The following is a 19,896-nucleotide window of genomic DNA, read 5'->3' as shown; positions in this document are numbered from 1 at the left end:
ATTAGCCAACGGGCAGGATAACGCAACCATCAGATGGACTTATGGTTCTCATTTGATACAATTTATCCCAGAAGTATCTTCGAGGGTTAATGAAAAGCAGCGGTGATGAACTAATAGGAGACCAACACAAAAAAAGTGGTAGTTTATGGATATGCAATAGTCTACTATAGGATCTTATTCTCGGTTCGTCTGAACCGATTGTAACGGAGATTCATGAAGTGCCTGGAGAGATGGAAATAAAAGTGTTGTCTGACAATGGACAGAGCGGGATTGGAAGAGCGGAAGTGAAGTGGCAAAGCCCGTAAGCGTAGGTCACAGCTCATAATACGAACGGAGAACTATAGCTTAACCAAGAAATTACTGGAAAATGCGGAGGGTAATTTGGATCGTAATTCGCTGGAATCGAGCGGAGATTCACTTCGCAGACAACTGGTGGCACTACGCGCCGAATGGAACTTGGTACTAAAAGGAGGGGCAGGACACATGCAAGAAGAACAGGAAATATTCGCGGGCGACGGATATAACAGGTCGTACGCAATGGCTACGGGTATGCCGATTTTGAATCTTAGGGGTAGCATACCGCGTGAAAGTAACGGCCAACTACCGTTTCCGTGGGTGACAACGGGCATCAGGATTGATAAAGAACAGATGTTGGAAACCGTTATGAAGCAAAAGACACTCGAGTATTTGTTTAATATGCAATTCAGTAAGGAGGAAATGACCGACCGCAATTTGGTTGTAGGCTGTTATGAATACAGGAATCCGAATGACAAGGAACAAATAATGCTATATGCGCTGGTTTCGTTGAAGGAATTTCTCGCGAGATACGGCGATGAACGGGCATTGGAGATTCTGATGCGAGTTGGCTGCACATACGAGAAGATTATGGAGGAATGTGATGAAGCCATTAAAGAACACTTTGCAGTGTTGCGCCGGTCACTTCATTTAAAGAATTTGAGGGACAAATATGATGTCGTTTACGAGTGGAGTGAAGAGGAAGGGGTAAAGACGTACATAATCAGATACACCAAATCGAGTTATACGAAGATTAAAGCTAAATCATTCGAAGAGTTGACCAAACTCTATGATGAGCAACGGAAGAAGGATGCAAAGAAGACGTTCGCGACTCTGGAGCCGTTAGAAGCATTCATGCAAGCATAAGAAAACCGCCCCTTTACGGGGTGGTTATTCAACATTTCATTGAACGAAGATTCGAGGAATATCCAGCGATAGAGAGGATTCTCGACAGTCGCATCGGAAAGTGCTGACCCGTACGCCAGATATGGTCGAATGGGGACTGATGGAAGACGTTGATCCAGCCGATTATTTCGGCAAAACCAATAGAGGTAGAACGATTTAAGGCGATTGGAAGCCTAGCGATTCAGGGAGAATTTATCGCCTCGGTGTTTCTTACTGACGGTAAGCCGATCGGCAGCACCGAAACGGTTGTAGATATATCGCATGAAATAATTTAGCACCACTTGTTACGCTAACAGAGAACGTTAGTTCAATAAACCAGCGGCAGTCTAGGACTTTATTTTCAGGTCCTTGACTGCCGCTGGTTTTATATTTGGGTCAGTCTAAAACTTATTATTCCAAGTCTGACGATTTAGCAATTCAGAATCAGCTTAGGACCAACAAATCCAGTCTAAATCTTTATTTTCATCGGACAACTATTAGAGAGGAGGGATTTAAGAATCGGAAAATTTTTTATCATGGATTTGATAAGAAGTATTTTCGGTTATTTTCATTGTGGGCTGGGACTTGCAAAAATATTGGAGGCTTATAGCATAAACAAAGAGGAGGTGCATGAAATCACCATGATACACATGGAACCTATTCAAGTGGGTGAGCATACATTTATCGGAGTCGAGGTCAAACTGCCTAAAACAACGCTGTTAACGATCTCTAACTCCCGTGGTTACATCATGTGTGGTGCGTCTAAGATGCGGCTATTTCAGGGGATATAAAATTTTCTTTATTTAAGCCTTAAAGTCAAGCAGGACAAGCTTTCATAGCAGTTTTCAATTTACTGATCTTTACTGATTCATTCTATTGAAATCTTATAAATGACTGAATTTTGTGACCTCTTGGAGGAGGACAAGCATGTGACTGTGCATTGCATTTCCGTTATAATCCTTCAAAGAATAATTATACGCCCCATCATCTACTCCTTTAATGGGGGCTTAGCTACGCTGAATAATTTTATCTTGCTCTTTTAAAATACCTTGCATTGGTTTCGTCCTTAAAAATAACTTGTGTACTAACTAAGGGAGCTTTACCTATTTGAGTTTTAACTGAATAAATTTCAGATGGTTTGTATCCTTGAATTTTTACAAGATAATCGAATACTTTATTTTGAGTATCACTTTTAGCGTAACTACTAAGCATCCAAACGCTTGCGAATATCATTACTATAAAGATTGATATTCCATATTTTCTCATAACTATCTCCTTTGTTGGAGCAAGCTAAAGTGGCGCTACCAATGACGTAATATTTGCTTCGAACCGTTACTTAAGAAAAGGAGCCGTTGCGATTTGGACAGCTTCTTTTGCTTTGGAGTTATTCAAAGAATCTACTTATTTCCTCTTATACACAAAAAAGTAATTGTATACACTACTCCAGCAAAGAGGCTTAGTAGAAACGAGGTTGATAATGTTCTAAAAATAAAAGTAGAAGTGGGTACCGTATAAAATTCAAACATACCGTTGATCGGAGTACTCGTTGTTGTTGGCCCTTTAATAAAGGAATAGTATATTCCTACAATAAAACCGTAAGACAAATACTTAATTAGATTTTTTTCAAATTTACTCATTTGTGAGCCTCCAATAATGTTTTTGGAAAAGTAGAATTCTTGTACTATGAAGCCATTCAAATTAGTATAGGAAAAGCCTAGTATTAAAAAAAATCTTTGTTAAGCTAACGGGAAACGTTAGTTGAAATCTGTTCATTGAGAGGAATGTTACATGAATGAAAAACAAAGTTTGAAGATTATTGTTACCATTTAGCTGGTATTAGATCTGGAAGAGAAGAATTATGGGTTTTTCTTGGTTTTAGGCAACACTTCGACTGCTATCTCAGCCCATTTGACAGAGCCGTACGGTGAACTACCTCCCACAAATACATCTGGACTTAGAATATTGACCAGATAAGTGCCAGGTTTTTGAATAACGACAGAACCGCTAAAGAATTTATCCTGTTTGAGGGGGATAACGGTCTTTTTTTCAACTTCAACAAAATCACCGTTCTGAAATGCTGCCACTCCAAAAGAAACTTCATTGCTTTCCAGATACGTAGCTGTCACGACTCCAGCAATTGCTATTGGGTCTCCAGCCTGTACACGGAGGTACCCCTGTGTCGGCTTGGTGAAGCGGATGTCATGCTCGTTCTCGGGATGGTTGTATCTAATAGGGACGGAGGACGGGTTTAATACTTTGCGATGCACCATAATCTTAACAGATCCTTTATCATTAGTGGTAATTTCCAACGGATTTGGACCGGGACGAAGCTCAACTGAATATTCAATCCGCCGAAATGTTTGCCCATTTATTATAATCGGCTTTCCAATGCTTTTTTCTTTTCCCTTAAACGTGCTGATGCTACCTCCAATGGAACTTGTCATGCCACCGTGCCCTGTATTTACCATAAGATAAGCATGCCCGAACTCTTTTTGTACTAATGCACTAAAAGTGATTTTTTCCTTATCCGTTGTATACGTTGGATGAAGCGCTTTAACTACTTTGTCGTTCCAGACCCAGTGCATGACTCCATTACTCCATGTATAATTTATTCCCATCTTAGGCAGAAGTGACGCTGGAATATACAATTGATCGTTTTTCATAAACGTTTTAGGGATTGGCTCATCCAGCGCTGTCATGGTTCCGTCTTCGTATCTGAAAATCTTTGCTTGGTTAGGCATCAACCGAAATGAGGAAAAAGGTACCGAGTTCTCAGTGTCAAACTCCGCCCACGTGCTGCCTGTCTTTGCATCCCACTTGGTGGTTGCCAAGTGAGCTGTTTCCAGCCATTTGAACGGGAAATACAAGTGATTATTTTTCTTCAGCAGGGGAGCGGTCTTTATGGAGACGGAATCCAGCGATAAAGAAGATTTGTTTAATTCGGCAGTCAGTTGGTGCGGAACCAGATAGAACACAGCCGCATCCTCTACTACAACGGGAAGATTGGAATTTGAATTCTCCGCATAACTCAGAGGCGCTAGAAGCAGGCCAGAAATAAGAAGGCAGGAAGATACAAGTAGAGAAACAAAAATTCGTCTCATTGAATAAACACCCAGTTTCATTTTTTTATCATATATACCAGAAAAACGAAAAAAAAGTTGCGTATATATAGTCTTTTACTCTGACCATTAGCCTTTTTGAATAACTTAGTTCTTTCATTCAACTGCTTTCTTATTTTGTTTTATGACAAGCTTTATGATACTTCGACACGACTTTTACTATAAGATAAAAAAGACTAATTTACTTTGGAGGTGTCTTTTTGGAGTTATTTCTATTTATACTTAACATTTTAGTTATCCTCCTTTCTATTGCTGGCGGAGTGCTTTTAATTGGATTAGTGTACAGAGGATATGTACTGCTAGGTTTACTTATTGCTGAGAAAAAGAGAAGAATAACGAATCAATCTCAAAATCAGGCTTGACTATTAGCCCAACATCCGATGGCGGTTACATTCTATAGAATGGCTGCTTTATAGCGGATACGCTTGTTGCCATTGGCATATAAATCCCTCCTCAAAATGAGTGCAAAAAAGCCGCCATAGCTTTGGCGGCCGTGATTGGTAGGTATGTTTATACCGATTATAAAATTGAGGAATCCAAGCGGACGTCCGAAGTCAACACGGAGTCAATGCTCATCCTCGAAAAAGCTACGCTGCATCAAAACTTTGACAGTTTGAATATAGGCCTCAAAATCTTGCGAATCCCAAAAGCAAATACAGTCATAGCGGTCCATGAGCTGCGCATATTCTGGATGTATTGATCGTTGATTATATAAGTCCGAGTGGAAGTAGGGCTCTTCAGACCGAACTCTTCCCACTCCGCCGGATCATTCGAACCTCCGAGCCTTACAAGCATATTCGCCGACTCGCTATTTACTTTAGCTGGAATTTGTTCGTATGCTTGGGTGATTTGTGCATGAAATTCGTCGATCGGATTGCCGCTGACAAGGCTTTCCAAGTGGATGCCTTCACGAAGGTAAGAAACGTATGCTAGATGGTCGGCCCAGAACTTGTCGATATAAAAAAGCCGTACGCGTTGCTCCAAAGGACTCATCAGCTTCTTGCCTTTTAAAATTGCGAGCCGCTCCTCGTATAGAATTCGTCGCTGTTCCTCTACCATATCCGAATAACGGTTTAGTTCTTGATGGATATCGAAGTTCTGGCCCATAATAACGCGCTGAATATGCGCGATTTTGCTGCGTAGCACCGGGTCTTCGAGAGTCTCATCCTGCCTGTGGGCGCGAATCGCTTTATCGATGCCGAATCGAAGTAACAACTCGTCCTCTAAGCTTACGAAAAATACGGAAGCTCCAGGGTCGCCTTGGCGCCCAGAACGCCCGCGCAGTTGGTCGTCGATCCGCACGCTTTCGTGCACATGCGTACCAATCACGTACAACCCGCCCAGCTTGGCGACAACTTCTGCTTGCGTAGGGTTGCCACCGCCGATCCGAATGTCGACGCCGCGTCCCGCCATATTCGTAGACACCGTCACGGCGCCGATTTCTCCCGCTTTGGCAATGACCTCGGCTTCTTCTGCGTCGTTTTTCGCATTCAGGATATGGCAAGGTACGTCGGCAACCGCTAGCGCCTTTGCCAGCATGTCCGACTCCTCCACGCTTGACGTACCAATGAGAATTGGGCGTCCCGTCGCATGTACGGACGAGATTTCTTGTACAAGCGCCTTAAGCTTGGCTTCTTTATGTGTATAAATTCGGTGCGGATGGTCGATCCGTATGTTTGGCCGGTTCGGCGGAATTTGCACGACCTGCAGTGCATAAATCTCTTTGAATTCCATGGCGGAAGCGTACGCGGTAGCCGTCATTCCGCAAATTTTTGGATACAGGCTAATGAAGTGTTGAAGGGTGATCGTCCCGAGAATTTTCCCGCCGACTTTCGAGTGCAGCCCTTCTTTGGCTGCAAGCGCGGCTTGCAGTCCTTCTGGCAAATGCCTATTCTCCGCCACGCGGCCGGTATATTCGTCGATCAGCTCGATTTTCCCGTCCCGGACGATGTAATCGACGTCTTTTTTCAATAACGTTTCCGCATACAACGCGCAATTTAACGACGACAACAAATGACTATTATGGCTTTCGTACAAATTGCCGCACCCCAGCAGCGCCTCCGCTTTCGCAGCGCCCGCCTCATTCAAATAAACGTTCCGCTTGAACTCGTCGAAGTCGTAATACTTATCTTGCTCGAGCTGCCTAGTCACATCTGCGAAACGAATTACGTCGTTGCCGGAAGAATCCGGCTCGCCAGCGATGACTAGCGGCACCCGAGCTTCGTCGAGAAGCAGTGAATCCGCTTCGTCGACGATGACGTAGTGGAAAGGACGATGCACGGTATCGGCTTCGCTTAGTGTGATCGTGTCGCGCAAATAATCGAATCCCGCTTCTTTGGCCGTCACATAGGTTATATCCGCGGCGTACGCTTCTCGTTTCTCGGACAAGCTCATGCCCGCTTGAACCGATTTTACCGTTAACCCGAGGAAACGATAGATCGGACCCATCCACTCCGCATCCCGATTTGCCAAATAATCGTTAAAAGTGAGCACATGAACGCCTTCGCCGGTCAGCGCATTTAGATAAGCAGGCATAACAGCAGAGAGCGTTTTTCCTTCGCCGGTATTGTTGCTCGATCACAAATCTCTCGTGCAGAGCGATGGCAGCCATAATCTGAACATCGTAAGGCTGTAATCCGAGCTTTCGCTTCGCTGCCTCGCAGACTAGCGCATAGGCATCGACAAGCAGTTCGTCCAAAGGCGTACCCGATTCTGCTTCCTTTTTCAGCCGGAGAGATTCCGCTTTCAGCCGCTGATCGTCCCATGCTTCCAAATTCCGTTTCCTAATGAGCTCCGCTTTGTCCCGATAGCCTTTCAGCTTATTCTGAGTATCGCGGTCTTTGAATTTTTGCATCAACTTGACGGCTAAATTCATTGGAATTTGATCCCTCCTCGCTAGAAACACGCAATTCTAATAGTGGCTAAAGTATAATCAAACTCTATAACAATAGCAAAGTTTGGAATAAAAAAAATATATGGAAATGTCAAGGGTCAGCTTGATAGTTGGGTATTCAACTAAAGCCTATGAAAAAGAAAACTATTTTTATCATTATCGGAGTCGTTTTAGCAATTTTTATCGTCTTTTTCCTTTTTAACTTATGGGCGATTAATAATCTGCATGTTCCTGCTCAATAACTACAATGTGTCCAAAGATATTAAGCCTTCCTTTATTGGGAAGGCTTTTTGTATTATTAAAGTGGAAGCGTGGTTAACATAATGATTACATTTAAAATAGGAGGCTTAATCGCAATTCACGAGAAACAAATAGCTGGACAGTCGCTATTTGAGATTGGGCACGACAATTGAAGCATGTGAAAGAGAATGACTTAGTTCATGGTGAGTGGGAGAAGTGGCTAAAGACAGTCGATTTTACTCCCAGAACAGCACAAAGAATGATTAAAGCATTTGAACAATTCGGAAATGCGACGACGTCGTCGCTTTTGGCAAACAGTAAAATATTTGAAATGCTATCTTTGCCTGAATCTGTAGACCGCTTAGAGTTTATTGATCAGGAACACACCATCCCCTCAACTGGTGAACAGAAAACAGTGGATGAAATGACTGTGCGTGAGCTGCGGTATGATTCAACGCTGAGACAATTTGTCTTAGGCTTCAGCTATTACATATGAGTTGAGTAAGTATGATAGAGTGTTTGAATCGATTTTCTTATTGATAATATCGGAATGACTATTATAACACTCCCACTCCGCGATTCTTGTTACGATTTACGATACGTGTTTGCTGTGTTTAAAAATGTAGATAAATAAAGGATTTTCTAATTTTTGATTTCGCACAATTTAATTTATAATAACTTAAAATTCACTTGATGCATCAAGCTTTTTTACACATTACTCCTCGATACCTACGATTGAAACCACAATGTAAAGCAATTCTTCACAAATCCCTTTATTTATCTATGTTTTAGCTATTTTTCGATACGGCAACAATTTAAATATATTCTGGCACAATTTTGAACCACAATGACTCAAAAAACCATATGAAATAAGTGTTTTATGCACATAAGATCAATTTTTACGATTGAGCTTCGATACGGGTGTAGTTACAGACTATCTCTACAGTGCCTCCCAAATTGGTGATACCCTCATATGGTTGACACAGCGTCAACTTCCTATCCACTTTACTGAGAACATCAAAATATTACTTTCAAACTATGATTACAAATAGCTTAAAAAATGTTGATCAATTTGACTTTTATTGAATCTATGTATATAATTTGAATATATTGGATAGGAATTTTTATCCAGTAGCTTAGAATATACATTTTTAATCAAAATTAGAGATTATAGCACATGTATAGATCGCCCAAATCTATATTTACTGGTACATACTTTTTCATAAATCTCTGTTTAAAAAAATTGATTGTTATTGGACGGTTATCCTGCCGGACATAAACAATATATTCGCAATTGCTACTTCTTACTTAGAAGGTGATTGCGTAAGCTCGTATTTCTATTTGACTTATGGAGCTAACTAACTAAATTTAACATACATCATCCTCCAAAAAATAGACATACGAGACTTTGTTATATGGAGGGACAAAAAATGAAGTATGGATAAACATGTAGACAAACTTTGAACAAGTACTCTCTTATATCAATTAAATCCCATTTGGAGGTATAATCATGAAAAATGTTCTTAGTTTGGCTTTTTCCGCTAGTCTTGCTCTAAGTATCCTTCTTCTTCCCAGTGCAAACATTTATGCCGCCGATGAAACATCGCCTTCTTTCAGTGTTAATGACAATTCTTATCAGAAAATGAAAGATGCTGGAATGAGTGATAATGATATTGAGTTACTCCGTAAACATAATGAAAATGATCTTCAGATCCTAAAAAGCGGGGAATTGGAAGAGAAGGCATTGAATGACCAAAAAACTAGCCAATCGCTCACTGATAGCTCGGAGAATCCTAGGCTAGCAGCATCAAGTTTAGGAACAGTCGGTGATATTTTGGTTGCCTATAACGCAAGTTCGTGGGGTATTGATTTCGGATATCCAGGACATGCTGCTATTGTTTCCTTACTAAGTGGTAAAACAGTAGAATCGTTCCCAGCTGATGGAGTTCAATATCACACAAATGATTGGAGAGGTCGCTCAAATGTTTATGGAATGAGCGTTAAAGGGGCTTCGGGTTCCCAATATAGGGCAGCTGCACAATATGCAGCTAATCAAATTGGAAAACCCTATAACTGGAATTTTGTTAATCCATGGACAGAAGCTAAATTTTATTGTTCACAATTGGTGTGGAAGGCTTGGAAAACTCAGGGGATTGATGTTGATTATATAACAATTGATCCTATTGTTACCCCAATGGAAATAGCTAAATCCGGTAATACTTCAATTTACTATAGTAACTAACAAACCTAATCACTCACAGGAATATATATTTTTTCCTGTGAGTGATTTCACTAAGGGGGGACATTATGCTCTTTAAAAAAAGAATAAGAATTATTTTTGCAACTTTATTTTTACTTGCATTGGCAGTTTCAACGTTTTGGTTTACTACAACACATCATTCATTGAAAAATATAACAAAATCCGAGACATTTACTGTTGTTTATTCAAATGCAATGGATGACGGTGCAGAAATTGTGAAATACAGTAATAAAGGCGAGATTTTAGACAAAAAAAACTTAGTTAATGCTCAGTCACTTTATTATTTTGCCAAAGTAAAGAATGACTATTATTTAATGTCTGAACGAAAAAATAGACATTACATACTTAATCAAAATGGAATTCTTCAACCATTTTTTGGATCTAATAAATATGGAAAAGATAGGAATATCGGAACTTCATTTTTGAAAGAAAGCGACAATCATCTATTTTTCTCCATGAACGTGGGTATTAATCCGAGTTATTCTCCCACACAGTACACCAATGAATTGGTTTATTTCGATAAAAAAAATTTAAAATATAGAAATATTCTTTTGAATGGATATTTATTATCAACCGTTGAATACAATAATATGGCATACACTTTATATGTGAACAATAATGATAATTCTGTAGGTATTTATGTCATTGATTTAAAAACATCAAAGAAGATCAAACAATTCACTATAGAAAATCGTTTACATGGTTTAAAAGAATACTTTCCGGTAGGCCAAAATGGAGCATCACTACAAATATTTAAAGGCAAGCTTATTGTATTTCTTGATGGCAATACATCTGATACACAATTTCATCCTATAATGCAGATAATTGACCCTAAAAATGGTAAGTTGGAAAATGAAACATCTTTGTCAGATACTTCATTTTTGTTTTATGACAGCCAAATTTACAACGATAAATTATATATTCTCTCTGAAGACTTAAATTATACTATTTTCAATGACCTCAACAAAAAGCCTAAAAAGTTGAGATTAAAACAAAGCAATTCCGTCTCCGAAAAAATACAAAATGAGAAAGGAGTAATATCTGGAGTACAGTATTTTGCAGGATCTGTTTTTGTCCTATATGATTATGTCAAAAATTCTCCTGTTGATAGAATAAGGGAAATAAGAGAATATGACTTATTGACAGGCAAAGAATTACATGTCATTCCTCTAGCATTTAAATCAAACAAGGAAATGATTCGTTTTTTTCTGACTAATTAACTTTAAGGAGTGATTATTATGATTTACTGGTTATTTCCAAAACTTAATCCCCTCTTCCCTACTTTTATATTTTGCCCCATTCTGGCAATCTTGATCGGAGTATGTTTCGCCTATTTCAAAGGAAACATCTACTTAGGATTAATACTAGCCTTGCTACTGCCTCTTATATTTATTGCCACCAATTTAGAAACCATTGCAGTTAATATAGATGCTTGGCTTCTATATGGTTTTATCTACGCAATTATTACGTTTGTGGCTTATAAGATGGCGTTTTCACAGTTAGGAAAATCGAGTTGATTTTTTTACACTATTATCAATAGTCACCACGATCAAATTTTCGCACACTAACTTAGGTATAACAGGCGACGATGCATCTTTTGAGTTCAATCCAGTTTATTTGCTAATTGGAAATCATTCCGGAAATGATGGGTCTGGTTACCCGATTAAAATTTCTGAGAATGGATATGCAAATTAATTAATGAAGGGTTAGGGAAGAAGTGAAGGCTAAATTGAAATTTTTGGGGTTGGCTGCCCTTACTGTTACGTTTGCTGTAGTTATTGGTAATAATGTTTTTGCTAGTGACGATACTTCTGAAGAAATGAAGGGCGTTACAAAAGCAATAGTCCCTGACAGTGTATTAGAAGAACTTAATCATCCTGATAAAATTTATACTAAAGATGGGTTATTTATAAAAAAACCGCAATCTCTCCATGATGAAGATAAGTTCAGTCAAGATGAAGTAGTCTACGACGTTTCAAAGACTACTGATGAAACTAAAGCAATCATTCAATATGACGCTATTTACATCAAGGAAGAAGACAGTAAATAGATTTGTGTACTAAAGTATTTGAAAAGTTAAGTTGTATAATGGAATATCTAGGGCGACTTCGGTTGCCCTTTTTATTATGCTCAATTTAGCCAAGTCTTTTTCCAACACTTTGTCATATAGTATACATTTTGACATACTTTGCTAAATACAATTAATGACATAGTAGAGGATGATCCATATGAGTGAGATTAGACGCTATGGTTACATAAGAGTATCGAGTAAAGATCAGAATGAAGCTAGACAATTAGAATCGATGAAGGAAGGTATCTTGAGTACTATATGAAAGGTATATGATTTTATACCAAAAGATGGTACAATCAAGATCGTTAGAGCATTTTACTACTTGTTTCACAACTACATAATAATTTTTACTATGCATCGTATTGTGAGTCTACATTGAAAGGGTGGTTTATCGATGAAAATTACACCCACGATTAGAGCAGAATTGGAACAATATCTTAAACAAGAAGGCTTAAACCTATCGGAATTTGGACAAATTACAGGGATGAATAGGGGAATAATAAGTAGCATTGTAACAGGTAATAAATCTATGTCTATTAACCAGCTCGATCGTATTACTGAAGCTATGGGCTTACCAGAGGGTCACTTTTATGAATTGTTTATAGAAAATTACATCATTGATCATCCTCCAAATATGAGGCGAATCGAGCCGTTTTTGTATCGCTGTGCGGAGTTGGACAAGTTGGATGCGATCCGTCGAGTAGTGGGAGCCATCATGGACAATCTACTCTATTCACCCAAGCTATTTGAAATAGCGGAAGAATTGTTGTCGCAGGGACGACTAGAAGCGGCATTGATACTTTATGAGGGGGTAGCTGAAGCGGAGAGATATCAACATTCTGAACGCCTGGCAATCTGCCAATATCGTATTTTTAAAATTCAGATTAATGACGATCAAAATCAAAATGTTGGGGCGGCAGCCGTATTTGAAGCTTTTGTCGAAAGACTAGATGAAATAGACCAGCTTGACGCATTGAAGGATTTGGCTAACGTGTACAGATCATTGCGTAAATGGGATAAGGTTGATGAGATGGCGAGGAAAATGAGAGCTAAAGCCGAAATACAATGTACACTGAACCATCAACAGAACAGCCGAGAACAGATCGAATCTAGCGACAAGCTAAGTCGTCCCTTGTTTGTGTACATTGCTTATGCAGACTTGCTCTGTGCTAATGCATGTGAAGAGCAGGGTAATTATGAGCAGGCATTACACTATACATATGCCTACTCCAATTTAGATTGGGTTAGAGAGACCGATGAGGATACCCAGCACTGGATTGGCTTGTTTAAACATTGGTCACAAGCTAACATACTTGCATATAGGCTTTTATCTGGTGATGTGAGTGTGCTTCATGAATATCTAAACTTTATTGATGACTCATCAGATACGATTCAAGAAGATAGGGTAACTCAACTACTTAACATAATGACGGCGGCTAACCGTTATGAGCTTGATTTAAACGATATACTTAAACGATTTGAAACAGAGATTGCGTCTTTATCTCAGCGACCATCATCAGATGATATGTATACCCAGCAAGTAATACCGGAATACTCTGCACTTTGTGGATATGAATTGGCTTATTATTATTTAGATCATGGGATGCACAATGATGGCTTTAATCATTTGTTTTGTGCAATGGTAAAAGCGCATATACTAAATAATGAGACATATTTTATAAATTGTATGGGGTTGTTTGTGCGTTTCAAAGCCCATGCGGTATCTGAAACCAAAACAGAGTTTTACAATCTCATTGAAAAGGTGTGGTTAAACAATGTTGAAAAAAGTGGTAATGTTGATCGTTGTTAGTAGCTTTTTGTTCACCTTAGCTGTACCTATTTATCTGGATAGTCATGATGGAGGATTTCAAGTCTTTGCAACACATGGAGGAGCTTAAATACGAATTGATTTGAAAATTCGTTAAAACTGCACCCCTGAAATAGGTTTAATTACGGAACCCAATAGGCCAACGCAGGGGAACCTCAAAAATTCTATTATTAAATAATGTTCTATTCCAAGACCTACAACTAAAGTAGGTCTTCTTTATGATTTGTTAAAACTTTTTTTGTGAACTAATCCATTATTAACCAAGACGAGGGTTTGAAGAAGGAGGTGCATTATGAAAAGGGACGACGGTTTACGTCAAAGGATGGGATACCTTCAACGTTGTGCGTAATTAAGGAAGTAGCAGGATACTGTTTTATTAAAATTGTTGATATTTTAACACTTACAGGAAAATGATTAATATAGTGCCGACTTACTATTTTTGCAATAATGTTGAATGAAATGTTATATTATTGTATTTTCTGTATTATTATTATATTGTATTCCAAATAAGAAAAAAGAAAGTTTCATTACATGAAAAAAATAAAAATGACAGCATTTGTGCTTATGGGGGTATTAGCACTTAGTGCTATCGCTCCATTAACATCAGCCCAAGAGATCAATTCAGACAAAATCACACCTAGTTACATAGATTACAAATCTCTTCCTGTGCCTTCGCATAAACAAGAGAAATCTAATTGGTGCTGGGCTGCTACTTCACAGATGGCTATAGAACATTTAGGTGGAAATAAAACTCAATCTCAAATCGTAAAATATATTAAAGGTAGCCTCGTAAATAAGGGAGGCACGGATAAGGAAGTAAAAAGCGCGTTAGCATATGGGGGGTTGAACTCTACAATTGATAAAGAGCCGATACCCTTTGGAACTATTATCTCTCAAATAAAAAGAAATCAACCGCAATTAGCACATATCGTGTGGAAGGACGACTCTGATCTTGGACATATGTATCTAATAAATGGATATTCCGATAATACAAATTTAGGATTTCAAAAAGTATATTACAAAGACCCTGCCGTTGGTGAGAAGATGGATAAAATAGATTACTATGATGGATTTGTTAATAATAGAGATTTTAGTTGGTACAGCACTATAAACGAAATTTATGTTAATTAAAACGAGACTAAGGAGGACTGATAAAATGTATAAAAAAATAATTGGTATTGCGTTTTCTTGTATCTTATTGTTACCTATAACCGTCTTAGCGGCAAATGAGGTTCCGAAAGAAGTTGAGCAATCTATTGAAAAGGATTTGGGGAATTTCAAAGATGATATTAGAAAGAATACAGGATTTAAAATAACAACTACTAAAGAAGCGGAAAATTTAACTCTTGATGAAGGTTTTAAGGTTTACACTGTTAATTCTAAAGCTGTTAGATCAGGGAATACAGATAGAGCTAATGACATTTTAAAATCTAAAGGGTACTTATTTTCCATAAAAAGTGGACAACAAAATAATGGTATTGTTTTTTCAGAAGATGGGAAAAGAATACGATCAGCTTATAGTGATCTTGAGTTTCCGAGTCAATTCGAAGAAGCAAAGAAATTGATTGGCTACGATGAAAGCAGCAAACTGATATATGATGATCGACTGGCTACGGTTGCTCTAATTTCTGATATAGATGGGAAGGAAGTTGTGGTTCCTCTTAGAGAGAGCGTATACATGGAATTTAAGCCATTGAAAGTATACAATTTACAGGAGTTTGTAGAGTTTCTATCTGCCAATGAGAAGGCTCGGCAAGAAGCTTCTGAAAAAAATGATTCAGATGAACTGATCTCTGGGGGGAGTCCATCTAATCTAAACTCGACTACTTCGCAGCTCATTACAAGCAAAATCAGCACAGAAAAAGTGTCACTATTTTCTATTGCAGGGTTAGCAATTATTGGTGGCATTTTTTTCGTAATTAAAAGAAGAAAAAAGTTATAGATTAATCTTGTATACAATAAACTGTGTAATAGTTTTGATATAATTAGACGGCTTGGCGGGCTGGAATTATCTATTTAAATTCAACTCAGATAATGAAGTGTTGTAGGTGGCTAGATGGATATTCCGTCTAGCCTTTTTGATTTGTGTTGATTTGGAAAGAATCTGGAGTGAGGGATGGGAGCGCCAATCTAGAAGGGAATAATCAGCATACATATGAAAGTGCTGAGCAAAATAATTTTGGTCAGCAAAAAACACAGGCTGATATTGCACATGAGTTAAATATAACAACTCAGCAACTAAGAAACTACAAAAAACTCCTTACGCTTATCCCTGGGTTGCAAGATATGGTTGAAGATCATGGCACGTTTTAAGTCTTTAGACGTAGGTAGAAAGGTTAATCCTTCATATAACAATTAGGAATTAAGTTCATTTTCCATAAATCGGAATAGTGTTACTATGTCATAACGAATTCATGACTAGAGGTAACTAACCTATGACAACTATTAAAGTGACGCCTGAGCAACTTATGACTATCTCCAAGCAGTTTGAGTTAGCACAGCAAACGGCAACTCAAGTGAATAGCAATTTAGTAAAACAAATTTCATCTATGGGACAATTGTGGGAAGGACTGACTAAAGAGCACTTTTACTAGACCTCTCAGAAGAATATGAATGACTTTGTTACCCTGATGGATTCTATTGCTAGGGAGTTACGTCACCATGCAGATAAATTCAGATTAGCAGATCTGATGGAAACAGGTAACATTGATGCAAGTTGTTTACCACCTCCACCGAATTCATGTGCTGTTCCTGCTCCAGATACACGAAATGCATTCCAGAAATCGGTAGATAGCTTAACTGAACTAGGTCAGGATTTTGTAGATGCTAATTCAGTACGTTATGAGAAAAAGTTTGATTCGGTTTGGAGCTTCTTAGATTATATGTCGTATGGTATTCCAAAAGGAATGTATCAAGGGTACATGGAACGAGCAGCTAAACAAAACGATTCGTGGAATGACATGCTCAATTTCAGTACATTTGGAATAACGGGTATGATTCAGGGCGCATTTAATCCTACCAATGCGTGGTCAAAGGAACATTGGGCTAATATGATTGGTACAGCAGGATTGTTTGGAGGAGTCAGCTCAGTTATTAAGCCTAAAATTGGTTTGAAACCATCTATTCAGTATGAGATTCCGAAGAATAATACGAGTTCCAGCTTACGGAATTCAATAGAATCTGAATCTAAAACAGAAGTACAAACAGGTGGGAGAAACGATCTTTCAATTGATGAATATTTTCGTAGAGAAGCTGAAGCAGATGAGATGTATGATCAAATCAGAGCTTCAGATAGTGATGTAAGAGCAATAGCTGAGAATTCTGGAATGAAGGAAAGTAGGATTCAAAGAATCAAAGAACACGTTTTCATAAAAGAACACATAAAATCAAGTGGTTATGGCAGATTTCATTCTGATTACGAAATAGCTCAAGCATGGGATAGATTACAAAAAGGGATACAAACAGAAAAAGATATGGATTTGCTTAACCATGAATTGTTTGAATCTAGATTTGAGGGTATATTTAAAACAGACTATGAGACTGCTCATAACGCTGCGGTAAGGTCGGGTCGTCCATGGGAAATAGAATAGAGGAGATTTTATAATGGGAGCATTTGTTTTACTTTTTAAAGAACATGAAGATGATACAGTAGTTATTTATAAATATGGTCCAAACGAACACACTATGGGGAAAATTCAATTAAACAAGGATACTAAGCTGTTCTCTGAAATTGAACCTTTACCAGATTCGAATCATTCAAACAAATTTTATTTTGATAGGGCTGCACAGCGGATGGCACGTTGCTTCGTTAAAGAAGGTGGTATATTTCCTGACAAGATGACATTTGAATCATAAAGTAGCTTCAGGAATACGAACCGAGCTTGCTCCATTGATAATAAAATGAGAGTAAGCTTTTTTCATTGCAATCTATCTGATTAAAGAGGAAAATTTTTATCCACCCTAGAATTAAGAGACGATTTTAGAAGGAGCATATCATGTTAACGCCAAAACAAGAAGAGAGCCTTAGTAAATTTATGAGTAAGATTCTTAGGCATACACCAGAACAGTTTGGTCTTGAGCTAGACCATGAGGGTTATTGTGACATTCAAGACCTGATTCAAGGAATAAGATCAGAGAATAGATGGTCTGACGTAAGCGAGTCGGATATCAAGCAAGTAGTAAGCCATTGTCCAAAACAAAGATATGAGATTGTTAATGGGTACATAAGAGCTAATTATGGGCACAGTGCAGGCAGATTGGATTATAAGGAGGCCACTCCACCAACCATTCTCTATCACGGTACAAACACAAAGGTAATCCATAACATTTTTACTGAAGGAATTAAGCCAATGGGCAGAAAGTATGTACATCTGTCTGAAGCCCTTGAGTTTGCAATTCTGGCAGGTAAAAGACGTGGGGAACTGGTGATCCTTGAAGTAGATACAGAAAAGGCATTGGCTAATCAAGTGAAGTTTTATAAAGCCAACCACGGTGTTTGGCTTGCCGACCTTGTGCCGCCACAGTACTTAAAAAAGTTTGAATAAAGCGTAACCCAGACCGTTAACGATGATCACCGAGACTAGATGAGAAAAAATTCGTCTGGTCTTTTTGATATCGTCTATTTTGCTGTACATACATTCCCCTCCTAATATTTTGAATGTATCCACGAGTGTCCACACTTACCCGCAAATGCCGCATAAAATATCCCGGATGAACAAAGAGGAGGTGCATGAAATCACCATGATACACATGGAACCTATTCAAGTGGGTGAGCATACATTTATCGGAGTCGAGGTCAAACTGCCTAAAACAACGCTGTTAACGATTTCTAACTCCCGTGGCTACATCATGTGTGGTGCGCTGGATGTTGGATTGCTCAATGAACGGCTGGCGGATCGGAAAATTCTTGCCGCACGAGCTGTGGGGGTAAAAACACTAAAGGAACTGTTGGAAGCGCCGATGGAGTCAGTGACGACAGAAGCCGAGCAACTTGGAATTAAACCAGGGATGCCAGGCTATGAAGCACTATTGAAACTGGTGTAGTGAAGCCTATGTGCATATGTTGCATAAAAGTAGAGGAACAAGAACCGAAAAAAACCGGACTTTTTGGCTCCGGTTTTTTTCTATGAAAAGTTACACTCTATCGAGCAGACTATTCGGCTTTATACGAACGGTATGATCTGCAAGAACGATTAATCGGCAAACAAAGCGGGGAGGTTGTCGCTAAAGGGTGCTTGGACAATTCCTTTTTCGGTAATGATGGCGGTAATGTACTCATGAGGTGTAACGTCGAAAGCCGGGTTGTAGACTTTGATGCCCTGCGGGGCAGTCCTTTTACCAAAGCTTTCGGTAACTTCCTCCGCAGAACGCTCCTCAATCGGAATATCTGCGCCTGTTGCGGTCTGCAAATCAATGGTAGATAGTGGCGAAGCGACATAAAAAGGAATGCCATGCGCCTTCGCTAACACGGCTAGGCTATAGGTGCCGATTTTGTTGGCGACATCGCCATTAGCAGCGACTCTATCTGTGCCGACAATAACAGCCTGTACCCATCCTTTGGACATCACCATGCCCGCCATATTGTCACAGAGCAGGGTGACATCAATGCCTGCCTGCTGAAGCTCGAAAGCGGTCAGGCGCGCTCCCTGCAGCACGGGGCGAGTTTCGTTGGCAAATACTTTGAGTTGGATGCCGTTCTCCTGCGCAAGGTACATCGGCGCGAGCGCTGTTCCGTATTTGGCTGTCGCCAATCCGCCTGCATTGCAGTGAGTGAGTACGCCCATCCCGTCCTCGAACAGAGGTAAAGCATGGATGCCGATCTGGCGGCATACTTCCTCATCCTCTGCCTGAATGGCTATGGCTTCACGCTCCAGCCCGGCATTCCAGTCTTCGACCTGACTTCCGCTAGCTTCAACGATGAGTTCCCCGGCTCGCTTCTTCATGCGATCCAACGCCCAGAACAGATTTACGGCAGTTGGCCGTGAAGTAGCCAAATGTCCGCACACGTCGTGTACATGCTGCAGCCACCCAGCAGCGTCGGTGTCGTCGTAGGCGGTAGCTCCTAGCACAACGCCGTAGGCCGCAGCCATCCCGATGGCGGGCGCACCGCGTACCTTCATGGCGTGTATGCCATCCCATACTTCCTCGACCGTGAATAAATCTAGCATGACAATCGTTTCGGGTAGCAGACGCTGATCCAACATGGACAAGTGGTTGCCTTTCCACACCAGCGAAGATAGAGCCTGACTGGACACTGCAGCTTTCCCAGAGGTCACGGGCGCCGCTTCTTTCTGTTCACTCATATTC

At 39.5% G+C, this 19,896-nt stretch carries 17 protein-coding genes and 4 pseudogenes; 17 read left to right on the top strand and 4 right to left on the bottom strand.

Features of this window, described 5'->3' with window-relative positions; translation table 11 throughout:
* Positions 1-381 precede the first annotated feature (381 nt).
* From JOD82_RS20010 to JOD82_RS29635, 3 genes and pseudogenes are all read left to right on the top strand, one after another.
* Entirely contained in the window at positions 382-1,161 is a 780-nt protein-coding gene (locus JOD82_RS20010; protein ID WP_230584964.1) for a hypothetical protein, read from the top strand.
* Positions 1,162-1,310: 149 nt separating this feature from the next.
* Positions 1,311-1,475, top strand: coding sequence for a hypothetical protein (locus JOD82_RS20005; RefSeq protein WP_155271686.1), 165 nt, complete (start codon positions 1,311-1,313; stop codon positions 1,473-1,475).
* 345 nt (positions 1,476-1,820) lie between these two features.
* A pseudogene (locus JOD82_RS29635) lies at positions 1,821-1,940 on the top strand (YunC family protein); the annotation flags it as partial.
* A 265-nt stretch (positions 1,941-2,205) separates the two neighbouring features.
* Here the strand turns inward: JOD82_RS29635 and JOD82_RS19995 are convergent.
* The 3 genes and pseudogenes from JOD82_RS19995 to JOD82_RS19985 form a co-directional block, all read right to left on the bottom strand.
* Positions 2,206-2,445: a DUF3139 domain-containing protein gene (locus JOD82_RS19995; RefSeq protein ID WP_245231550.1), complete on the bottom strand. Its 240-nt coding sequence runs from the start codon at positions 2,443-2,445 to the stop codon at positions 2,206-2,208.
* 590 nt (positions 2,446-3,035) lie between these two features.
* Positions 3,036-4,280 carry a hypothetical protein gene (locus tag JOD82_RS19990; protein ID WP_029516570.1) on the bottom strand — a complete coding sequence of 415 codons (1,245 nt, stop codon included), beginning with the start codon at positions 4,278-4,280 and terminating at the stop codon, positions 3,036-3,038.
* A gap of 615 nt (positions 4,281-4,895) precedes the next feature.
* Positions 4,896-7,173 (bottom strand): annotated as a pseudogene (locus tag JOD82_RS19985) (preprotein translocase subunit SecA).
* A 436-nt stretch (positions 7,174-7,609) separates the two neighbouring features.
* On the opposite strand from JOD82_RS19985, the gene JOD82_RS19980 reads away from it, so the two are divergent.
* The 14 genes and pseudogenes from JOD82_RS19980 to JOD82_RS19915 all read left to right on the top strand — a co-directional run bounded on the left by JOD82_RS19980 (position 7,610) and on the right by JOD82_RS19915 (position 18,633).
* Positions 7,610-7,927, top strand: a complete 318-nt coding sequence (locus JOD82_RS19980; RefSeq protein ID WP_230584987.1) for a DUF3102 domain-containing protein — start codon at positions 7,610-7,612, stop codon at positions 7,925-7,927.
* Between the two features lie 1,014 nt (positions 7,928-8,941).
* Positions 8,942-9,673, top strand: a complete 732-nt coding sequence (locus tag JOD82_RS19975; RefSeq protein ID WP_029516572.1) for a YiiX/YebB-like N1pC/P60 family cysteine hydrolase — start codon at positions 8,942-8,944, stop codon at positions 9,671-9,673.
* Between the two features lie 65 nt (positions 9,674-9,738).
* On the top strand, positions 9,739-10,911 hold the full coding sequence (locus JOD82_RS29330; RefSeq protein ID WP_230584967.1) for a YncE family protein: 1,173 nt from the start codon (positions 9,739-9,741) through the stop codon (positions 10,909-10,911).
* An 18-nt stretch (positions 10,912-10,929) separates the two neighbouring features.
* The gene (locus JOD82_RS19965; RefSeq protein ID WP_029516574.1) at positions 10,930-11,208 is read left to right on the top strand and encodes a hypothetical protein; all 279 of its coding nucleotides are present in this window, start codon (positions 10,930-10,932) and stop codon (positions 11,206-11,208) included.
* 200 nt (positions 11,209-11,408) lie between these two features.
* Positions 11,409-11,741, top strand: a complete 333-nt coding sequence (locus JOD82_RS19960) for a hypothetical protein (RefSeq protein WP_209949842.1) — start codon at positions 11,409-11,411, stop codon at positions 11,739-11,741.
* A 178-nt stretch (positions 11,742-11,919) separates the two neighbouring features.
* Positions 11,920-12,003, top strand: a pseudogene (locus JOD82_RS29325) (recombinase family protein); the annotation flags it as partial.
* A gap of 153 nt (positions 12,004-12,156) precedes the next feature.
* Positions 12,157-13,572 carry a tetratricopeptide repeat protein gene (locus JOD82_RS19955; protein ID WP_209949841.1) on the top strand — a complete coding sequence of 472 codons (1,416 nt, stop codon included), beginning with the start codon at positions 12,157-12,159 and terminating at the stop codon, positions 13,570-13,572.
* Between the two features lie 549 nt (positions 13,573-14,121).
* Complete coding sequence (locus JOD82_RS19950) at positions 14,122-14,721, top strand: C39 family peptidase (protein ID WP_029516577.1); 600 nt, start codon at positions 14,122-14,124, stop codon at positions 14,719-14,721.
* A 25-nt stretch (positions 14,722-14,746) separates the two neighbouring features.
* Positions 14,747-15,532, top strand: coding sequence for an LPXTG cell wall anchor domain-containing protein (locus tag JOD82_RS29320; protein ID WP_230584968.1), 786 nt, complete (start codon positions 14,747-14,749; stop codon positions 15,530-15,532).
* A 167-nt stretch (positions 15,533-15,699) separates the two neighbouring features.
* A complete protein-coding gene (locus tag JOD82_RS19935) occupies positions 15,700-15,903 on the top strand; it encodes a hypothetical protein (protein ID WP_165145182.1) in 204 nt (67 codons plus the stop codon).
* A gap of 122 nt (positions 15,904-16,025) precedes the next feature.
* Positions 16,026-17,180: pseudogene (locus JOD82_RS19930) on the top strand (WXG100 family type VII secretion target).
* A 13-nt stretch (positions 17,181-17,193) separates the two neighbouring features.
* Positions 17,194-17,445 carry a hypothetical protein gene (locus tag JOD82_RS19925; RefSeq protein ID WP_029516580.1) on the top strand — a complete coding sequence of 84 codons (252 nt, stop codon included), beginning with the start codon at positions 17,194-17,196 and terminating at the stop codon, positions 17,443-17,445.
* A 140-nt stretch (positions 17,446-17,585) separates the two neighbouring features.
* Positions 17,586-18,134 (top strand): RNA 2'-phosphotransferase, encoded by a 549-nt coding sequence (locus JOD82_RS19920; RefSeq protein WP_069012772.1) that lies wholly within the window; start codon positions 17,586-17,588, stop codon positions 18,132-18,134.
* 196 nt (positions 18,135-18,330) lie between these two features.
* Positions 18,331-18,633, top strand: coding sequence for a YunC family protein (locus JOD82_RS19915; RefSeq protein ID WP_017425931.1), 303 nt, complete (start codon positions 18,331-18,333; stop codon positions 18,631-18,633).
* Positions 18,634-18,782: 149 nt separating this feature from the next.
* On the opposite strand, the gene mtnA is transcribed toward JOD82_RS19915, so the two are convergent.
* Positions 18,783-19,892, bottom strand: a complete 1,110-nt coding sequence (gene mtnA / locus JOD82_RS19910; RefSeq protein WP_069012771.1) for an S-methyl-5-thioribose-1-phosphate isomerase — start codon at positions 19,890-19,892, stop codon at positions 18,783-18,785.
* Positions 19,893-19,896 lie beyond the last annotated feature (4 nt).

Origin of the sequence: Paenibacillus sp. 1182, from assembly GCF_017833915.1 — a bacterium.
Lineage (GTDB): Bacteria > Bacillota > Bacilli > Paenibacillales > Paenibacillaceae > Paenibacillus > Paenibacillus polymyxa_D.
The sequence above is the reverse complement of the archived record's forward strand: the minus strand, read 5'-3'. Positions and strand labels throughout refer to the sequence as shown.